The sequence below is a fragment of the Bacteroides sp. f07 genome (genome assembly GCF_042854785.1).
Classification (GTDB): domain Bacteria; phylum Bacteroidota; class Bacteroidia; order Bacteroidales; family Bacteroidaceae; genus Bacteroides.
Genome location: NZ_BAABXI010000001.1, coordinates 2,117,798 through 2,137,652 on the forward strand (window position 1 = coordinate 2,117,798; position 19,855 = coordinate 2,137,652).

Consider the following 19,855-nt stretch of genomic DNA (forward strand, 5'->3'; position numbering starts at 1 on the left):
ACTTTATTTTCGTGCAAAGTTTTCAATAAATTAATATTTTATTTATGCCAAACAAGAATTTATATGCACTCTTGTCGTGTCTGCTACTAACCGGATGCGGTATGATTGATTATCATCCATACGATGTCCGCATCAGTGGCGAGACAAATGTCAATGCACACAACATCGAAAAGATAGAAGCGAATTGCAAAGGCAAGACTACACTACGCTTCGTAACCATGGGTGATTCACAACGCTGGTATGACGAAACGGAAGATTTCGTGAAAGAGATTAATAAACGGGATGATATTGATTTCGTCATTCATGGCGGAGACATGAGTGACTTCGGAGTGACGAAAGAGTTTCTTTGGCAGCGCGATATTATGAACAGGCTGAAAGTACCTTATGTGGTTCTGATTGGCAATCACGACTGCCTGGGTACAGGGGAAGAAACGTACAAAAACGTATTCGGCCCCACCAATTTCTCTTTCATCGCGGGCAATGTGAAGTTTGTCTGCCTGAATACCAATGCACTGGAATATGATTACTCCGAACCCGTTCCGAATTTCACCTTTATGGAGCAAGAGATAAAAAATAGGCGTGACGAGTTTGAAAAGACCGTGATTAGCATGCATGCGCGTCCCTATACGGACGTGTTCAATGACAATGTAGCCAGAGTGTTTCACCGTTATGTCACCGAATATCCGGGAATACAATTCTGCACGGCCGCCCACACCCATCATCATCGGGATGATGTGATTTTTGACGATGGAATACATTATATCACCAGTGACTGCATGGATTGCCGCAGTTATCTGCTCTTTACCATAACCCCGGAAAAGTACGAATATGAACTGGTTAAATACTAAATATATCTTACGGGCAGGAGTGCTGTCAGTACTTCTCCCGCTCCCCGGCCTGATTTCAGCCACTTGCAAGACAGATACTGTCATAGACACATACAAAGCGGAATCCATATTGCCTGCCACGCCCAAAGAAGTGAAACGCACCCGTTACGATAACCGGGTTCACCGCTTCCGCAGAAACTGGGAAAAGATTATCCCTACTCATTCAAAAATACAATATGCCGGAAACATGGGTTTGCTCTCCTTCGGCACAGGGTGGGATTATGGAAAGCGGAATCAATGGGAAACGGATTTATTGGTCGGATTTATTCCGAAATACTCTTCAAAGAAAGCCAAAGTGACAATGACGCTCAAGCAGAATTATATGCCTTGGAGCATCAACATTGGAAAAGGATTCTCTACGGAACCGCTCACCTGCGGTCTTTATATGAACACGGTATTCGGAGACCAGTTTTGGGTAAATGAACCCGACCGTTATCCAAAAGGTTACTATGGCTTCTCAAACAAAGTACGTTTCCATGTTTTTATGGGGCAACGGCTGACTTATGATATTGACCCGCAACGCAGATTTCTAGCTAAGTCTGTGACATTCTTTTATGAAATAAGCACTTGTGACCTTTATCTGATTAGTGCCGTACAAAACAGTTACCTACGCCCTCGTGACTATTTGAGCCTGTCCTTCGGATTAAAGTTCCAATGGCTATAAATTCAATTTTGAAATCAAATATTGAATTATGAACTACTTTTTTCGTAAGTTTGCGCTTTACAAACTTACACGAAAATGAGTAAATCAGGAACAATCATCATTGTAGACGACAACAAGGGAGTGCTGACCGCAGTACAAATCCTTCTGAAAAACTATTTCTCAAAAGTCGTCACACTCTCCTCTCCCGTCACACTGGCAAGTGCCATACGTGAAGAGAAACCGGAAGTAATATTGCTGGATATGAATTTCACATCAGGCATTAATACCGGCAATGAAGGTCTGTTCTGGTTGCATGAAATAAAAAAAGTACGCCCGGAACTTCCGGTCGTACTTTTTACCGCTTACGCGGATATTGAACTGGCTATCCGGGGAATTAAGGAAGGGGCTACCGACTTTATCGTGAAGCCTTGGGATAACCAAAAGTTAGTAGCCACCCTACAAACGGCAGCCGCATCTACACTTCGCGAGAAGAAGGCGAACATAAAAGAAGAACCTATTCATCCGGCTATGTATTGGGGAGAAAGCAAAGTGATGCAGCAACTCCGTATGCTGATTGAAAAGGTTGCCGTCACCGATGCCAATATCCTCATAACCGGTGAGAACGGAACGGGAAAGGAAATGCTGGCACGTGAAATTCATTCCCTGTCCAACCGGAAACATAAAGAAATGATTGCCGTTGATATGGGGACTATCACAGAGTCCTTGTTTGAAAGTGAGCTTTTCGGGCATGTAAAAGGTTCTTTCACGGATGCACACACCGACCGTACAGGCAAATTCGAGTCTGCCGACAAAAGCACCCTGTTTTTGGATGAAATAGGAAACTTGCCTTATCATCTGCAAGCCAAGCTGCTGACTGCCATCCAACGCCGGAGCATCGTACGTGTAGGGAGCAACGTTCCTGTTCCTATTGATATCCGTCTGATATGCGCTACAAACCGGAATCTCCAAGAGATGGTGGGCAAAGGTGAGTTCCGGGAAGATTTACTCTATCGCATCAATACCATTCACGTAGAAATACCACCCTTACGGGAACGGAAAGAGGATATTATACCACTTGCGGAAAGATTTACCGTACGCTTCTGCAAGCAATACGACAAGGCTCTGATGAAGTTTACGCCTGACGCTAAAGAGAAACTGACAGCGCATCCCTGGTATGGTAATATCCGCGAGTTGGAACACGTGATTGAAAAAGCCGTCATCATTAATGACAATCCGTTGATTCCTGCCGAATTGTTTCAATTATCAATACCAACGCGCACAGGGATTCAGGAGAAAAGTATATCTACGCTCGAAGAGATGGAAATACAGATGATACGGAAAGCCCTGGACGCTTGCGCAGGAAACCTGTCGGCTGTCGCCAGCCAACTGGGAATAACAAGGCAGACTCTCTATAACAAGATGAAAAAGTTCGGATTATAAAAAATCAGATTATGAGAAAGTTTTTCCGGCAACTTAGCTACCGGTATTGGTTCAGAATAGCACTAACCGTCGGTGCCTGTCTGCTGACTGCCTGGTTTGCCTTTCAAAAAGATTTTATAGGATTCGGCAGCACTGCAATTCTTCTAATTCTGAGTATCCTATGGCAAATCCGGCTCTATCGCCATCATGTCAAGCAAGTGCTTTTCATGATTGACGCTTTGGAGAATAATGATAACTCCTTCCGATTTCCCGAAGAAGACGGAACAGCGGAAAGCAGGCAAATTAATGCCGGGCTCAACCGGGTGGGACATATCTTATATAATGTAAAGGCAGAAACGGCACAGCAGGAGAAATATTATGAACTGATTCTGGATTTTGTCAGCACCGGACTGTTAGTGCTCAATGACAACGGAGCCGTGTATCAGAAAAACAAAGAAGCCCTGCGGCTTCTCGGACTGAACATATTTACGCATGTCCGCCAATTAAGTAAGATAGATGCCGTATTGATGGACAAGATAGAGAATTGCCGTCCCGGCGACAAGTTGCAGATAACTTTCCACAATGAACGGGGAACGGTCAACCTCTCCATACGTGTTTCAGAAATTAACGTGCACAAAGAGCATCTGCGCATCCTGGCTCTGAACGACATCAATACCGAACTGGATGAAAAGGAAATCGATTCATGGATTCGTCTGACACGTGTACTCACCCATGAAATCATGAACTCGGTAACTCCCATCACCTCACTTTGCGACACTCTCCTTTCCATGTCGGAAGAGAAAGACGAAGAGATATATCATGGATTGCAAACAATCAGCGCGACCGGAAAAGGCTTGCTTTCTTTTGTAGAATCTTACCGGCAATTCACACGCATACCGACTCCCGAGCCCTCTTTATTTTATGTAAAGGCATTTATAGAGAGAATGATCGAACTTGCCCGCCATCAGAACCCATGCGATAATATTTTCTTCCACATGGAAATTTCTCCTGCGGATTTGATAGTACATGCAGACGAGAACCTGATTTCCCAAGTTGTCATCAACCTCCTGAAGAATGCCATTCAAGCTATCGGCAAACAGCCGGACGGAAGAATTGAAATCCTGGCTTATTGCAATGACGCGGAAGAGGTACTGATTGAAATAAAGAATAATGGCCCCGAAATCCCGTCAGAGATAGCCGAACATATATTTATCCCATTCTTTACCACCAAAGAAAGTGGCAGCGGAATCGGGTTAAGCATCTCGCGCCAGATTATGCGCCTTTCGGGTGGAAGCCTTACGCTACTGCCGGACAAAGAAACCAAGTTTGTTTTAAAATTCAAATAACAATATCCCAATTATATATAACAATGCCCCAATTATGATACCTGCACTTACCAATAATCCGTTATTCCGGGGGATTACTCCTGAAAGACTTTCCGCCGATTTGGAAGCAATCAGTTTTCACGCCCATTCTTATAAGAAAGGGGAAATCCTGGCACGCCAGGGAGATGTGTGCAACCGCCTTGTCATCCTAACAAAAGGGGAAATGAATGTAGAATGAATCTTTTCAGACAATTTAACTACCTTTTTTACGAAAAATACATCCAAACAGGGGTTTTATTTGTTGTTAATAATGCGTAACTTCGCACAGTGAAAACCAATACGACAATTTTATAACTTTATAATATATTGCCTATGATATTTACAGCAGAAAACACCTTACTTATCGGTTCTATCTTACTTTTCGTCAGCATTGTCGTTGGAAAGACCGGATACCGCTTCGGAGTACCCACCCTATTACTATTCCTTGTAGTGGGAATGATATTCGGAAGCGACGGTCTGGGACTCCAGTTTCATAATGCCAAAGAGGCACAGTTTATCGGTATGGTCGCCTTGAGCATCATCCTGTTCTCGGGTGGTATGGATACGAAATTCAGAGAGATAAAGCCCATTCTGGGGCCCGGTATAGTGCTTTCCACTGTCGGAGTTTTGCTTACGGCTCTTTTCACCGGACTCTTTATCTGGTGGCTGTCCGGCATGAGTTGGACAAACATTTATTTACCTATCACCACTTCCCTGCTTTTGGCCGCCACTATGTCATCTACGGATTCGGCTTCGGTATTCGCCATTCTCCGTTCGCAGAAGATGAACTTAAAACATAATCTTCGTCCTATGCTGGAGCTGGAAAGCGGAAGTAATGACCCGATGGCGTATATGCTCACCATTGTCCTGATACAATTTATCCAATCGGCAGGCATGGGAGTCGGCGCTATCGCAGTGTCCTTTCTCATTCAGTTTATTGTAGGTGCCGCTGCCGGATATATCCTCGGCAAACTGGCTATCCGGATGCTGAATAAACTCAATATCGACAACCAGGCGTTATACCCTATTTTATTATTGGCTTTTGTCTTCTTTACTTTCTCCATCACCGACTTGCTGAAAGGTAACGGATACCTGGCTGTATATATCGCCGGTATAATGGTAGGAAACAACAAAATCATGCATCGTAAGGAAATCTATACGTTCATGGACGGACTGACCTGGCTGTTCCAAATCATTATGTTCCTTTGCCTGGGATTGCTTGTCAATCCGCATGAGATGCTGGAAGTGACAGTCGTAGCCTTGCTAATCGGCGTATTTATGATTGTCATCGGTCGTCCGCTAAGTGTATTCCTCTGTTTGCTCCCGTTCCGGAAAATCACAATGAGATCACGTTTCTTCGTGTCCTGGGTAGGATTGCGCGGAGCGGTTCCTATTATCTTCGCCACCTATCCGGTAGTAGCAGGAGTCGAAGGCTCGAATATCATCTTCAATATCGTATTCTTCATTACTATCGTTTCACTGGTCATACAGGGCACCACCATCTCTTTCGTAGCACGTTTGCTGCATCTCTCCGAGCCTTTGGAGAAGACAGGCAACGACTTCGGTGTCGAACTGCCGGAAGAAATAGACTCCGACCTTAGCGACATGACTGTCACCCGGGCAATGCTGGAAGAAGCAGATACGCTGAAAGATATGAATCTCCCCAAAGGTACACTGGTAATGATTGTGAAACGTGGAGATGAATTCCTGATTCCCAACGGAACACTGAAATTGCATGAAGGAGATAAACTCCTGCTCATTTCCGAGAAGTCCAGAGAAGAAGAATCAGAATCATAACACCTGAAAAGATTTGCCAGGAGTCTTTTATGACTAAATATTCAGGCACGAAATTATGCGGATTACACGGTTCTAATCAAACAAAAAACGTGAAATCCGTGTAATACGTGCCTGATTTATATTATCCAAACAGTTAATTTATCCGACACATCCTCAACACTTCAGACGTATCAATGAATAAATCAGAAGGAAGAAACAAAAAAAGCCCGACAGTAAACCGGAAAAAATGTTCGGAAACTCTCCGTTAATTAACCGTAAAACTTAAATTTAAAGTTCGGGTTACAGTTATGAAATATTAAATTTGCGCAGTTTTAAACTAAATGTGCAAAAATCGAATGGAACAAGAACATCAGTTCATTGATTATATTGAGCAAAGCATCATCAACAATTGGGACAAAGATGCCTTAACTGACTATAAAGGAATCACCCTTCAATATAAAGACGTAGCGCGTAAAATCGCTAAATTTCACATCGTTCTGGAAAGTGCGGGAATCCAGCCTGGAGATAAAATAGCAGTCTGCGGACGCAACAGTGCCCACTGGGCAGTTACTTTCTTAGCAACTATCACTTATGGAGCTGTTATCGTGCCTATTTTACACGAATTTAAGGCGGACAATATTCATAATATCGTCAACCATTCCGAAGCCAAACTGCTTTTTGTGGGCGACCAGGCGTGGGAAAATCTGAACGAAGATGCCATGCCCTTACTGGAAGGCATTGCTTTACTGACAGACTTTTCCGCTTTGGTATCACGAAACGAAAAGCTAACTTATGCTTTCGAACACCGGAACGCCATTTACGGACAGCGGTATCCCAAGAATTTCCGGCCGGAACATATCTGCTACCGGAAAGACAGACCGGAAGAACTGGCTATCATCAATTATACTTCGGGCACTACGGGGTATTCAAAAGGAGTCATGCTCCCCTATCGCAGTATTTGGTCGAACGTAACTTATTGTTTCGAAATGCTTCCTGTCAAACCGGGAGACAATATTGTTTCCATGCTTCCCATGGGACACGTGTTCGGTATGGTTTACGATTTCCTATACGGATTCTCGGCAGGTGCACATATTTACTTCCTGACACGTATGCCGTCTCCGAAAATCATTGCCCAATCCTTTGCGGAACTTAAGCCAAGAGTAATTTCCTGTGTACCCTTGATTGTAGAAAAGATTATAAAGAAGGATATCCTGCCCAAAGTAGACAGTAAAATCGGTAAGTTGCTGCTCAAAGTGCCTATCGTTAACGATAAGATCAAGTCTTTGGCACGTCAGGCTGCTATGGAAATCTTCGGTGGAAACTTTGATGAAATCATTATCGGCGGTGCCCCTTTCAACGCTGAGGTGGAAGCCTTCCTCAAAAAAATAGGATTCCCTTATACCATCGCTTACGGCATGACGGAATGTGGTCCGATTATCTGCTCCAGCCGTTGGGAAACATTGAAACTCGCTTCTTGCGGAAAAGCAACGACACGCATGGAAGTAAAGATTGATTCGCCGGATCCCCAAACGCATGCCGGAGAAATCATTTGCAGAGGAGCGAATATGATGCTGGGATACTACAAGAACCCCGAAGCTACCGCACAAATTATCGATGTGCACGGCTGGCTGCATACGGGCGACCTCGGCACTATTGACGAAGAAGGATATGTAACCGTCCGTGGCCGCAGCAAAAATCTGCTTCTCACTTCGAGTGGACAAAACATTTATCCCGAAGAGATTGAAAGCAAACTGAACAATCTGCCGTATGTTGCGGAATCCCTAATCGTTTTGCAGCATGAGAAACTGGTAGCTCTTATCTATCCAGATTTCGATGACGCCTTTGCCCACGGATTGCAGCAAGCAGATATTCAGAAAGTGATGGAACAGAACCGTATCGAACTGAACCAGCAACTTCCCAACTACTCACAGATAAGCAAAATAAAAATCCATTTCGAGGAATTTGAAAAAACTGCAAAGAAGTCAATCAAACGCTTCATGTATCAGGAAGCGAAAGGATAACACAGTGGCATCACAAATCATAAGATAAAAATAAAAACGGTGGACAGCCATAAGTGCCGTCCACCGTTTTTTCTAACCTCTTAACCAACTTTATTTAGACCTATTATTTTCCTGACAATCTTTTAGCTCCTTATCTTCCAGACAATCTTTTTACCTCAAAAACTAAACCTATCCCCATTATAATAGACCTAATCTAATATTCTATTTGTTCCGAATTAAAGCGGCATGAATGAAACAGCCTGTCCACCGCCAGCAGCCATCCGTACAGTCAGCACATTTTCGGAAGTCACCGTTTGTTCCGTTATCTGATAATCCGTAGGGTTCGTTTTCCAGTCCGCCTTTTCTCCGTCAGCATAAATAGTGGCCTTATACTGTTTGCCCGGTTCCAGGAAGTCCAGTTTTATTTCCAATGTACGTGGCTTTTCGTCAGTAGCAGCTCCCAGGAAATAGTTGCCTTTTGCTTTGCGTACAACTGCTATGAATTCTCCCGGTTCACCGGCCAATGCTTTCGACTCGTCACAATCCGGATTAAAATCGCGGAAGAACTGAAAAGCAGGATGCCCCTCATAATGTTCAATCATATCAGAAGCCATTTGCAGAGGAGAATACAGAATCACCCAGTTGGCTATCTGTTTTGCCAAGGTGGTATTCACACGGCTGTTTCCCTTATCCTGGTCATTCCATTTCTGACGGCGGGGAGAATCTTTGGTCTGCAAGAACAGGATATCAAAAGTGCCCGGAGTGTAATCCATCGGTCCGGACAACAAGCGGGTAAAAGGAAGCATCACATGATGAGACGGTGGATTGCCCTCGCTCCATGCGTTCCATTCCATCCCCCTCGCGCCCTCACGAGTCATCATATTGGGCCATGTACGACGGATACCGGTATCCTTGATCGGTTCGTGCGCATCCAGTGTCATTTTGTGGCGGGCAGCCGTTTCCACCACTTTCTGATAATGGTTGACTCCATACTGTCCGTGGTGTGAAAGCCCGTTCGGGAAAGCTCCTGCATAACCGGTTTTCAGGATAGTAATGCCGTGGTCGGTGTACCATTGCATGGCATTATCCATTTGGCGCTCATAGTTCGGAATATTTCCGCCTGTCTCATGATGTCCGATGATTTCAATGCCTCTCTCTTTGGCATAACGGACTATCTCGCCAATATCAAAATCGGCATAAGGTTTCGTAAAGTCGAAGTTCTGCATACCGCCCCAACTTTCCCAACCTTCATTCCAGCCTTCAAACAGGACACCTTCTATGTTGTTGGCGGCTGCAAAATCAATGTACTTTTTAGCGTTGACGGTAGTGGCACCGTGGCGTTCGTCCATCTTCCAGGTTTCTACACCGAGATGCATCCCCCACCATACTCCGACATATTTCAATGGACGAATCCAGTCGGTAGCTGCCAGTACACAAGGGTCGTTCAGATTCAGAATCAGTGAAGAGTTGATTAACCCCACAGCTTCGGGAGCAATCTGGATGGTACGCCAGGAAGTAGTGAAATGGTTGCCTTTACGCACCTTGATACCGTCAGGCCACGGGGTAAGCTCCGCTTTCAACGTATAATTTCCCGCCTGCTTCAAAGTCATTTCGGAGAAGTCATACAAAGCCGCTTCATGGATGCTGCCATACACGCCGTCGGCTGTTTTGAATGTAAAAGGAGTATTTGCTTTTTCAACCTCGGAGATAGGTTGCTGCTTATATAGTAACTCGTAAGTTTCCGCATTGGCAGGAATCGACCATGAAGTGCCGTCCTGACGGAAACGGAACGTAGTCAGCTCATCGGTTATCATCAATGAATCTGCTGTGGGGACGTTGTATTCATAACGGAATCCTACTCCATCATCGAATACACGGAAACGAAGGGTCAGTTTCACCTGGCTTCCGTTGGTCAGGTTGACTGCCATTTCATTATAATGGTTCCGGTTGGTTTTATTCTCGCCCCAAGGCTGCGTCCAAGTCTCGTCCTTGCTGTCGAATGTTGTACTTTTTATTTGGAAACCGTCCGCCAGGGCAACTCCGTTGCCTTCCGTGAAGCCCATCACCGAATTTTCAATGAATAATGAATCACCCACTGAAACGTTATAGAGTGGCCTACCGTTTTCGTCTACTGTAAAGGACATTTTAATATGGCCGTCCGGTGATTTGACCTCTGTTTTCGGACTGCTACACGAGTAACATCCCAGCACACACAGAAAAGCTCCGACTAAATGATTTATTTTCATAGCATATCTATTGTTTATATATAATACAATTCAGAAATAAGAAACACTTAAATGTTGGACGGATTTCTTTCACCAAATACAAAAACAAAAACCAACAGAAAGGAAATATTGAAAAGCCAATAGGAAAAATAGCTATCCGTTCATTCTATAAGTGTCCCTATCTTTGCAAAGTGAAAAGATAAACACTAACCCCTAAATAATTAAAGTTATGAAAATAGAAGATTTGAATAAAGATAGTTTCGTAGAAAAAGTGGCTGACTTCAAAGGGTATCCCGACCAATGGGAATTTAAAGGAGACAAGCCTTGCCTGGTAGACTTTCATGCACCGTGGTGTATCTATTGCAAAGCGTTGTCACCCATATTAGACCAGTTGGCGAAAGAATACGAAGGGAGATTAGATATTTATAAGGTAGATGTCGACCAGGAACCGGAACTGGAAAGCGCATTCAATATCCGTACTATCCCCAATCTGCTGCTTTGCACTAAAGACGGCAAGCCGACCATGAAACTGGGCACAATGAATAAAGCGCAATTAAAAGAACTGATAGAAACCGGCTTGCTTTCATAATATATGATACGTTGGAACATTTGCTTTTATAATTAGTATATATTTTAGGCACGGATTACGTGGATTTTACGGTTTTAGTTATTCAGAACCGTGTTATCCGCGTAATCCGTGCCTATATTATTTCAGACGCTATTTGCTAATCCGCGCCTGTGTGATTTCAACTGTTATTTGTGCAACAGGATATCAGTTCCCGGAACAATCTTTCCCATCGACCAGACACAACGCACATTCAATTCCTTGTCAAGAATCACAATATCGGCATCTTTTCCTTTGGCCAGCGCCCCTTTCCGGTCGCTTACCCCAATCAGACGGGCGGGAGTCTCGGAAGCCATGCGTACAGCGTCTTCCAAAGGTATATTCGCTTTCTTCACCATGGTACGCACCAGTATATCCATCGTAGCCAAACTGCCTGCCAACGCAGAATGGTCTGCCATCTTACATACTCCGCCTTCAATAATATACTGAGGGTCAACCGGCACAGTCCCGTCAGAGGCGGCATAAGCCAAAGCGTCCGTTACGAGACAGGTATTCTCCACACCTTTCAGTTTATACACCAGTTTCAATATAGTAGCCGGCAGGTGAATACCGTCCGCAATCACTTCCACCGTCATTCCATCCGTCAGATATACGCTTTCCACCGTACCCTCATATTTATATTCACGACGTTTGTGGAAACCCGGCATCGCATTGTAGAAATGCGCGGCATGAGTAAATCCTACCGCATATGCAGCCTTAATTTCATCATACTCGGCTTCGGTATGTGTCACAGCGGTCATAATTCCTTTCGAACGGGTATACTTCGCAAAATCATGCGCACCATGCAATTCCGGGCTGATATCCCAACGCTTGATGCAAGAAGTATGTTCTAATAAAGGAATGTATTCACTCTCATCCGGCATTTTCAGGAAACCGTCATACTGCGTGCCTGCCATCTTCGGATTCAGGTAAGGACCTTCGATATGCAGACCGAGAATAGGAGAATCTTTCTCCTGCATCAGACTTTCGCAAACATCAACAGCCTGATAAAGCCTTTCGAAAGAAGTAGACGATAAAGTAGGAAACATACTGGTAGCGCCATGCTTCAAATGAGCGGTAGTTGCCGTACGGAAAGCCTCTTCCGTCGCTTCTGTAAAGTCGTGCCCGCCACCGCCATGCGCATGCATGCTTACAAATCCCGGCACGATTGTCATCCCGCGGGCATCAATCACCGTTGCACCGATAACCGCCAGGTCACTGTTGGTTACCTCTAATATTTTTCCATCGCAAATCAATACGGAGCCATCTTTCAGCCAGCCTTGCGGGGTAAGTATTCTTCCGTTTATTATCTGAGTTAACATAGTCTTCTTTTTTAATAGGATTTAAAACAATTTATTGGTACCTTCTACCAGTTCTCCCATTGCCCATACAGCCCTTACATTCAAGTCTCTGTCCAAAGCAATGATATCGGCATCCTTACCACGCTCGAGCGTACCTTTACGGTCCAGCACTCCCATGATGCGGGCAGGCGTCTCGGAAACCATCCTTATCACATCCGCTAATGGAATCTCCGCCTTCTGTACCATCGTGCGAATCAGGCGGTCCATTGTCGCCACGCTTCCCGCCAAAGCGGAACGGTCTGCCAGTTTACAAACCCCATCCTCGATAATCACACGCGGATCGAAAGCCGTCTGACTGTCACTCGCCGCACAAGCCAGCGCATCCGTTATCAGACAAGTACGCTCCACTCCCTTTATTTTATAGACAAGACGCAGAATCGTCGGGGGGACATGGATACCATCCGCCACAACTTCCACCGTCATATCGTCAATCAGATAAATACTTTCTACCGTACCCTCATATTTATACTCTTTCCGTTTATGGAATCCCGGCATGGCATTGTAGAAATGGGTAGCATGGGTATATCCTGCCTCATAAGCCGTCTGTATATCCTCAAACTCCGCTTGGGTATGTCCAACCGATGCCAATATGCCTTTTGCCGTGATATACTTACCGAACTGCATGGCTCCCGGAAGCTCTGGGGCTGCGTCCCAACGCTTGATACAATGCGTCTCTTCGAGCAACGGGATATATTCTTCAGGGTCAGGGTCTTTAATATTTTCAGGAATCTGCCCGCCTGCCATTGCCATATTGAAATAATGTCCTTCGAGATGAAGTCCGAGCACCGGGCTATTCGGTTCCGCCATCATTTTCTCGGTAGTCTCCGCGGCCGCGCGAATCATAGGAATCGTGGAAGAAGAAAGAGTGGGAAAAATACTGGTAGTACCGTGCTGCATATGAGCCTTGATAGCAGTTTGGAAAGCTTCTTCCGTACCTTCCATAAAATCTCTTCCGCCACCGCCATGAACATGGATTTCCACTCCACCGGGAACAATGTACATACCTTTGGCGTCAATCAGTTTGGCACCGATAATGGCAAGATCACAATTGGTTACTTCCAGAATTTTATTGTCGCGGATAAGAACCGACCCATCCTTGAGCCAGCCTTGCGGGGTCAGGATGCGTGCATTAATGATTTGTGTTAACATATCATCTGTTATTAAATTAATTATAGGTCTGTGGAATCAATGACGCTCTTTTTTGGGGGGAGTACATTGATTTTTTCAGTTGCAAAATTACGCTTTTCCATCCAATTTATTGATAAAATCGTCCGGTAAACTTCCAATATAATACAAAAAAAAGAGGTTGCCAATCTTATCGACTGACAACCTCATCTTTAGTAAATGTTATCATAAACTCTTTGCATTTACGCTTATCGGGTCGAGCGGCTGCAACAGAATATGGGCTGTACTTCTCATATATGTCAAGACCACGTCCCATCGAAATCACCCAACCATTGTCGGCCTTGATACAACGATCGTGAAATTCGCGGAACTTGTAATCAAACTCAATGCCATAGCCAATCATATCGTCTTTTATGTCATCCAGTTTATCTATAAGGTCAGGTAACTTATCTTCTTCTTCATTGGTCACCAGATGTACTTTAAGGTCATCCACATCACGTGTGTCAATGAGCATCGTCAGAAACTCCATAAGATTCTTTACTTGCCAACTTGCTCGAATGAACGGGTCTTCAATGGTGATTTCAGTTGCATCCTTAAGATAATCGGCAAAGAGAGATTGATAAGTGACACCGGTCTGTCCCAAACGGAAGGACAGATTCTTTTCCTGCAAAGAAATGAATCTTTTGCGAGACTGGCGTTCTGAAGAAGGCTCTACTTGCATTGTTGTTTCAGTTCCTTCTTGGAAAAGTGTGATATCACTATTATCCAAATTTACCATAGGAGTAGATCCTTGGTGAATATTGTTAGGGATGATAAGTGCATTGCTCACCTTCTCCAGAGTCTCCACACTAACCTCTACACCATCCTTCTCACGTACATATCTGAACTTAGCAGGCTCTGCATTAAACGTCTCATCCACGATATACAACTGGTCTTTGACGCGCTTTCGGCTTTCGGCAGCAAAGTCTATCAACTCAAATGCCTCTTCGTTCGTCATGTTACCATCCGGATAAATCAACTTCACCATGCCAGAAAATGTTTTCCGAATAGCCAAGTGATCACGTTCAGAAAGGGAACCATCAAACTTAGCATAATCCTTCAATAATGCTGTCAAATCTTTATTGCGCAGTTCGTGCATAATGGCAGCTATGTAATCGGTAATCAGACCGTATCCTTTTGAGAAGCTATCTTTCTTCAGCATTCTAATCTCCCACCCCGGGTTGTAGAGGTGGATACGATCTAAAAAAGCTCCCTTGGTAAACGAGGTAGGAATTGATTCAAAAAGATGGCTATTCTTTAGCATATAAGGAACCGTATGCTTCGTGTTACCCACAAAGCAAATAGAAGCGGAAGCCTCATGCGTACCCTTACCACGGTTGAATGACTTATTGGCCAGATAATTTTGCATGGTATCAATTAATACCGCATCTACGGCACGACCTCTTTGCTGCTCAAATTCATCCCAAGCCACTACATCCCAGTAGCCCACCAATCCTAAAATCTCTTTATTACCGCTCATTTTAACAAACAGACGAGGACTAGTCACATCACCACCACTCACTAAAACACCGTATGGTGACAGTTCCTGAAAGACATGACTCTTACCGGTTCCTTTAGGTCCTAATTCCATAAAGTTGAAATTATTCTCAACATGAGGGAGTAGACGAGCTAACGTAATGAACTTCTCACGCCGATTTAAGGTGTCGGGGTTCAACCCAACGGTATGCATCATGAAGTCCAACCACTCCTCTGTGGTAAAGTTCTTGCGTTTATCTATATAATCTTGAACATCCACATTGGATATTTGTACAGGCTTCAGGGTTTGAATTTCCCAGCGCACTTTAATATCTTCGCCTGATATATAGCCAATAGTGACGATACACCAAACACCATTTCCAGATAAGAGCTTGGGATTGTTTGTCACATATTGAGTGCCAATAGGCACATTAGTAAGACCTAAGTTAGCAAAATGAGCTTGGTATTCGTCCGCTTTCTCATTGAGAGTAACAGTCACCTTATCAATGATACGATGGCGACCCTGCTCACGGATTTTACCCTTAATGACTTCTGACTCCGCGCGATGCACATAATTGTTTTGGATCACTTGTCTCACTTTTTCCAAGCCTTCTTCTATGGTTGCTTCGTCATCACAGGCGCAATACTGCCCAAGCAGATACTCCAATACGTATGTAGGTACAGGGAGCCCTCCCTTTACAAGAAAAGCCAAATCTTTACGAACCACTTTACCTATGAAAGCATTCATTATTTTCTGTTGTAGTGTCATATCAAAAAACTTAATCACTAATACTTAAAAGTCTTGTTCTATCATTGTATTATTCTTCACCACTTCACGAATAAGTGGATTCAAACAGTCTTCTTCATCATACACACGTAGTTGTAGCATACCTGAATGTACTGAATGATTCAAGGTCAGCACAACCTCGTATACTCTATTATTCAAATTGATCGTATCAGCACTGTCAAGCGTAATGGTTTGCTTTCCGGTTACGGGTGTATCGCCTTGATACACTTGACAAACGACCTTACGTTCAACTATCGTCATGGATACCGCTTCGCTTTGTATTAATTGAAATTTCAACCTACTGCTTACCATCATGAGATTGTGATCAACCAATGCCACACCCACTTTATTAGTCTTATCAGAGCGTTTCTGCGAACTATGAATCACGGGAATAAGCATTTCCTGCAAAGTCGCTCCGCCATGGGCAAAGCTGTATCCACCAGAAGCAGCCAAACGATTGGTACCCATAGGTACTCCTATATATATAGGAGTCTCGGCTTTCATTCCCGATACTTTGTCCAATGGCATTGTTACCACCCCTTCTTGCGCGCTAACTTGATCACTCACGTAGTAACGCGTTTTCTTCTCGATAATACCCGCAACCGTCACCGCATGTTTATCCTTCTCTGCAAACTCCACGTCATTGTAGAGAAAGCCATGGTCGGCTGTCAGCACAACATTCGTCACATTCCAAGAGGCATGAAGGCGACGAATCAGCACAGCGAGCTGTTCAATAGCCTTGCGACAAGCCGCAATTACATCTCCGGCTCCAGCCCCATGACTAGCAGCGTCAATTGTATCATGGAAAATATAGACTAATGGACATTTAAATAGTTCGCGTGCAGTTTTTACATCTGCTTTGATTACAGTTTCATAGTCTACACAACAAGCACTTTCTTTGTATTTGGCCACCTGTGCCGAACGGCTCTCTAAGGTGTCTAATACTTCACCATCTACCAGCATTTCTTTGTTCTTCCATATCAATGAAGTATGAGGCAGAAGAGCCGGCTTACAGTATTTGGTTTCAGTAGGCAGCATGGCCCGATATGCAGATAGTTTTGCTATATGTTTCTCTTTAGCCAGTTCCTGCATCAGTTCTGCCGCCACTTCATAGCGTAGTGCATCAGAGATGATTACTACCTGCTTACTGTTGCTGACACATTCATTTGCATAAAAATCCTCTTGTTTTTTCAACGACAGGTCGTTAAAGTAGTTCCCTTTTTCTATCACACAGGTCATCCATTCCAGATTGAAAACATTGACCATACGTGCATACTCTCCGTCAAACTGTTGTTTCAGTCCATTCAAACAAGTAAGTATAGGAACATCCTTTGACAACAATTCATGATATTCTTCCAATGCACAACGATAGAAGGTGTCAAGCCTGTACAAGTCGTTCGTATAGAGTTGCACATAAGCTTCCGGAGTATTCAACTTCAGGCTGCCCAGTCCTCTTACCATTTCATAATAAAAAGCCATTTGCATCAAGAAGCTTATAGCTTGTTGATGCACACTATCGGCAGGAAGTTTTTGGGAAAGCAAACGCAAACGTTCTTGCATTTCTGCAGGTTCTGTCACGAGTTTGCTACCAGCAATTTCTTGCAATATAGGCCAACCTAATTCTTCCGTCAAGTAATAGAAGGAGGCATCCATGCCATAAATGGTAGTCAGCTCCTTTTCGTGAATATCAGCACCTAGTTCTTTCATCACTTTCATGAATTTATCTACAAACTCCCGGTCACGTGTGCCCAGTTCATAGATACGATTCATTTGTTCAAGTGCTATACTGCTCTTTATTTTGTAAGCCTTGTAGGGGTCATCGGCAATCACATCAAGAAGTTGGGTGATGCTATTATACTTCAAACTCTCCACCAACTCTTTCACCTTTGCCTCTTGGTTGGATTTGTAACTGAATCCAAATATCTTAGTCAAACGCTCATCAACCGCTGTCTTGGCATCCTTGTTTCGTTCCAACTTATGATAGAAATCCAACCGTTTCTTATTTTCTGAATCCAATCCAAGTATGAACATTTTTATGATGATGTTTTCCCATTCCAAAAGTCTCTTTTCACCCAGATAAGAAGAAATAAAACCGCGGACTACTACATCCTCACTGAATGCTTCCGGCGTAAACCGGTCTTTCAGCATTGCATTTATCTTATTCGACATCAATTCACCGATATGGCGGCTGATAAAGGCGCGATATTTCTCTGGAAGTTTATATTGTTGCATGAAAGCGGCATAATCTTCCTCTTTATATTCCATATTAGCTTTCAGCATGTCCATAAGAGGGAATCTGAGCTGTTGTTCCTCACTTATGGGATAGGTGCCTAATGGGAAGAGTAATACCACACGTTTCTCTTTCCATGCGTATTCAATGTTATATTTAGTGTTGAACCAAGCTCCATCAAATACTTTATAGATATATTCAGTTTCCCACGAACAGTCTGCCAAATCATTCATAATGATATTCGCCTTGTCGAAGATGAAAAGCACATGCAACTGTGGGTTACGCTGAAAATAACTGTATATTCTTTCTTGAGTCATAATGATTGCTTCTTTTTATACTTTTGATTCATAGCAAAAGGGTTATCGGGAATGGTTCGCTCCAAATACCCTGCTTCTACTAATTCGGTAACATATCTTTTGATATTACTATTATGATATTTCACTCCTACCCTCTCAAGTATCTCCCGACTACTTCTCGGTACACTACAAAAGTTTACTATATCCTTTTGTTTATTGGTAAGTTTCATCTGATGAGTGTTAGGGCATTCATCAAAAGTGTTAGGGGTAGTGTCTGAGTGCTCCGAAAAAGTGTTAGGGCATTCATCGGAAGTGTTAGGGGTAGTGTCTGAGTGCTCCGAAAAAGTGTTAGGGGTAGTGTCAGAGTCAGCTAGATTACTATCCAAGTCTTTGTTTCTCTTTATGGTAGTTAGAAACTCATGTATCCGTTCATCATTCGTAAACTCTACTTGCACTCCTTCCTCCAAGGCACGTTGAATACCACTACCTGCACCTGTATAGGGAAGAAGATAGATAGCATTGCTAAAAAGGAAGTTGTTACGGGGCATCGAGATGCCATTGGTAATATCTTCTACTTGCAAGCCGTTAGGCAACGTGCCCGGGCTGTGAATTTCCACTCTGTTATCAAAGATAAAGATACGTATGGGAGCTTTCCAATTCAGCGAACGATGGACCAGTGCATTTACTACAAACTCCATCAGGCTTACGTATGGAATCTCAAGCTCGCCCAATGAATTGAACTCTTTTTCCACTTGTACATTCTTGAGGTTGCGAGTGAAAAAAGACATAATGGTCTCAAATTGATGCAGAAGATTTCCTTCCATTACTGCATCGTTCACCTTGTCTCGAAAGACCTTGCCTCCAATAGAGTTACCGACATAGCTGATACACTTTGCCGTCATCACAGGTAACCAACGCTGGGTGTACTTACCAAACAGTAATATGGCAGCCACTGTAAGGCTCCCATCTGGACGGATAAAACGCAGGTTGCGCATCAGTTTATTAAGATCATGTCCTTTGGCAATCGCATTGGCTATCTCATCAAGTGACGCTTCCTGCAAAGCATCGCCAACCATTCCTTTTTTCTCCAATACCATAGCAAAACGGTTTTGCAGGAACTGCTTGATAGTGTCTTCATCCAAATCATCCAACGTGGCATCTTTCACGGCGGCTTCATCGGGAGTAAAGCTACCACACTCGGTCATCATCTCCGCCAACTCCGCATTATCGAAAACCTTACGCTTATCCGCTCCATTTTTCATCCACACGATACCTTTATTGTCATGGTAGGGCTTGTTAATTCCTTCCTTAATAGTAGCTATCACTACACTGCCACCTTCAACGCTGACTGTATCTATCTCAAGTAGGATATTGGGTACCACATTCTCCGAAGCCATATTGCTCAAAAGATTGGTGGTTTCCTGCACTTCGGCATACGACAACGGATTAAAAGCTCCTGTCTTGTCGTTGATGCCAATGACAAGTTGCCCTCCGCGAGCATTACTCATGGCAACTAGCTCGCAACCTATATCATATTTATCCAAGATACGTTCTTTGAACTGTACCTTGCTCACTTCGCCGAGGTCTCTGAGTTTCAGTATGTCTTTTATTGTCATCGTCTCC

The 19,855-nt window shown here is 43.8% G+C and carries 13 protein-coding genes and 1 pseudogene; 8 read left to right on the top strand and 6 right to left on the bottom strand.

What is annotated here, in order from left to right:
• Window positions 1-44 precede the first annotated feature (44 nt).
• The 7 genes and pseudogenes from ACGHVY_RS08535 (at window position 45) to ACGHVY_RS08565 (ending at window position 8,110) form a co-directional block, all read left to right on the top strand.
• Complete coding sequence (locus ACGHVY_RS08535; RefSeq protein WP_390598398.1) at window positions 45-848, top strand: metallophosphoesterase family protein; 804 nt, start codon at window positions 45-47, stop codon at window positions 846-848.
• Complete coding sequence (locus tag ACGHVY_RS08540; RefSeq protein ID WP_308747032.1) at window positions 829-1,551, top strand: hypothetical protein; 723 nt, start codon at window positions 829-831, stop codon at window positions 1,549-1,551. Before ACGHVY_RS08535 ends, ACGHVY_RS08540 begins: the two co-directional genes overlap by 20 nt.
• 75 nt (window positions 1,552-1,626) lie before the next feature.
• The gene (locus ACGHVY_RS08545; protein ID WP_390598399.1) at window positions 1,627-2,970 is read left to right on the top strand and encodes a sigma-54-dependent transcriptional regulator; all 1,344 of its coding nucleotides are present in this window, start codon (window positions 1,627-1,629) and stop codon (window positions 2,968-2,970) included.
• An 11-nt stretch (window positions 2,971-2,981) separates the two neighbouring features.
• On the top strand, window positions 2,982-4,295 hold the full coding sequence (locus ACGHVY_RS08550; protein WP_390598401.1) for a sensor histidine kinase: 1,314 nt from the start codon (window positions 2,982-2,984) through the stop codon (window positions 4,293-4,295).
• 34 nt (window positions 4,296-4,329) lie between these two features.
• Window positions 4,330-4,509, top strand: a pseudogene (locus tag ACGHVY_RS08555) (Crp/Fnr family transcriptional regulator); the annotation flags it as partial.
• Window positions 4,510-4,646: 137 nt separating this feature from the next.
• Window positions 4,647-6,110 carry a potassium/proton antiporter gene (locus ACGHVY_RS08560; protein WP_308747037.1) on the top strand — a complete coding sequence of 488 codons (1,464 nt, stop codon included), beginning with the start codon at window positions 4,647-4,649 and terminating at the stop codon, window positions 6,108-6,110.
• Between the two features lie 335 nt (window positions 6,111-6,445).
• On the top strand, window positions 6,446-8,110 hold the full coding sequence (locus ACGHVY_RS08565; RefSeq protein WP_308747038.1) for a long-chain fatty acid--CoA ligase: 1,665 nt from the start codon (window positions 6,446-6,448) through the stop codon (window positions 8,108-8,110).
• A 215-nt stretch (window positions 8,111-8,325) separates the two neighbouring features.
• Here ACGHVY_RS08565 and ACGHVY_RS08570 read toward each other — a convergent pair whose 3' ends face one another.
• On the bottom strand, window positions 8,326-10,335 hold the full coding sequence (locus ACGHVY_RS08570) for a glycoside hydrolase family 97 protein (protein ID WP_390598404.1): 2,010 nt from the start codon (window positions 10,333-10,335) through the stop codon (window positions 8,326-8,328).
• Between the two features lie 208 nt (window positions 10,336-10,543).
• Here ACGHVY_RS08570 and ACGHVY_RS08575 point away from each other — a divergent pair, with 208 nt between their 5' ends.
• The gene (locus tag ACGHVY_RS08575; protein ID WP_390598406.1) at window positions 10,544-10,903 is read left to right on the top strand and encodes a thioredoxin family protein; all 360 of its coding nucleotides are present in this window, start codon (window positions 10,544-10,546) and stop codon (window positions 10,901-10,903) included.
• 164 nt (window positions 10,904-11,067) lie between these two features.
• On the opposite strand, the gene nagA (ACGHVY_RS08580) is transcribed toward ACGHVY_RS08575, so the two are convergent.
• The 5 genes from nagA (ACGHVY_RS08580) to ACGHVY_RS08600 all read right to left on the bottom strand — a co-directional run bounded on the left by nagA (ACGHVY_RS08580) (window position 11,068) and on the right by ACGHVY_RS08600 (window position 19,848).
• Window positions 11,068-12,240, bottom strand: a complete 1,173-nt coding sequence (nagA, locus tag ACGHVY_RS08580) for an N-acetylglucosamine-6-phosphate deacetylase (RefSeq protein WP_308747041.1) — start codon at window positions 12,238-12,240, stop codon at window positions 11,068-11,070.
• A 21-nt stretch (window positions 12,241-12,261) separates the two neighbouring features.
• Entirely contained in the window at window positions 12,262-13,428 is a 1,167-nt protein-coding gene (gene nagA, locus ACGHVY_RS08585) for an N-acetylglucosamine-6-phosphate deacetylase (protein ID WP_390598409.1), read from the bottom strand.
• Between the two features lie 166 nt (window positions 13,429-13,594).
• Window positions 13,595-15,688 (bottom strand): BREX system Lon protease-like protein BrxL, encoded by a 2,094-nt coding sequence (gene brxL, locus ACGHVY_RS08590; protein WP_390598410.1) that lies wholly within the window; start codon window positions 15,686-15,688, stop codon window positions 13,595-13,597.
• A gap of 24 nt (window positions 15,689-15,712) precedes the next feature.
• On the bottom strand, window positions 15,713-18,253 hold the full coding sequence (pglZ, locus tag ACGHVY_RS08595; RefSeq protein ID WP_390598412.1) for a BREX-1 system phosphatase PglZ type A: 2,541 nt from the start codon (window positions 18,251-18,253) through the stop codon (window positions 15,713-15,715).
• On the bottom strand, window positions 18,250-19,848 hold the full coding sequence (locus ACGHVY_RS08600; RefSeq protein WP_390598414.1) for an RNA-binding domain-containing protein: 1,599 nt from the start codon (window positions 19,846-19,848) through the stop codon (window positions 18,250-18,252). The genes pglZ and ACGHVY_RS08600 overlap by 4 nt, the downstream gene beginning before the upstream one ends.
• Window positions 19,849-19,855: the final 7 nt, after the last annotated feature.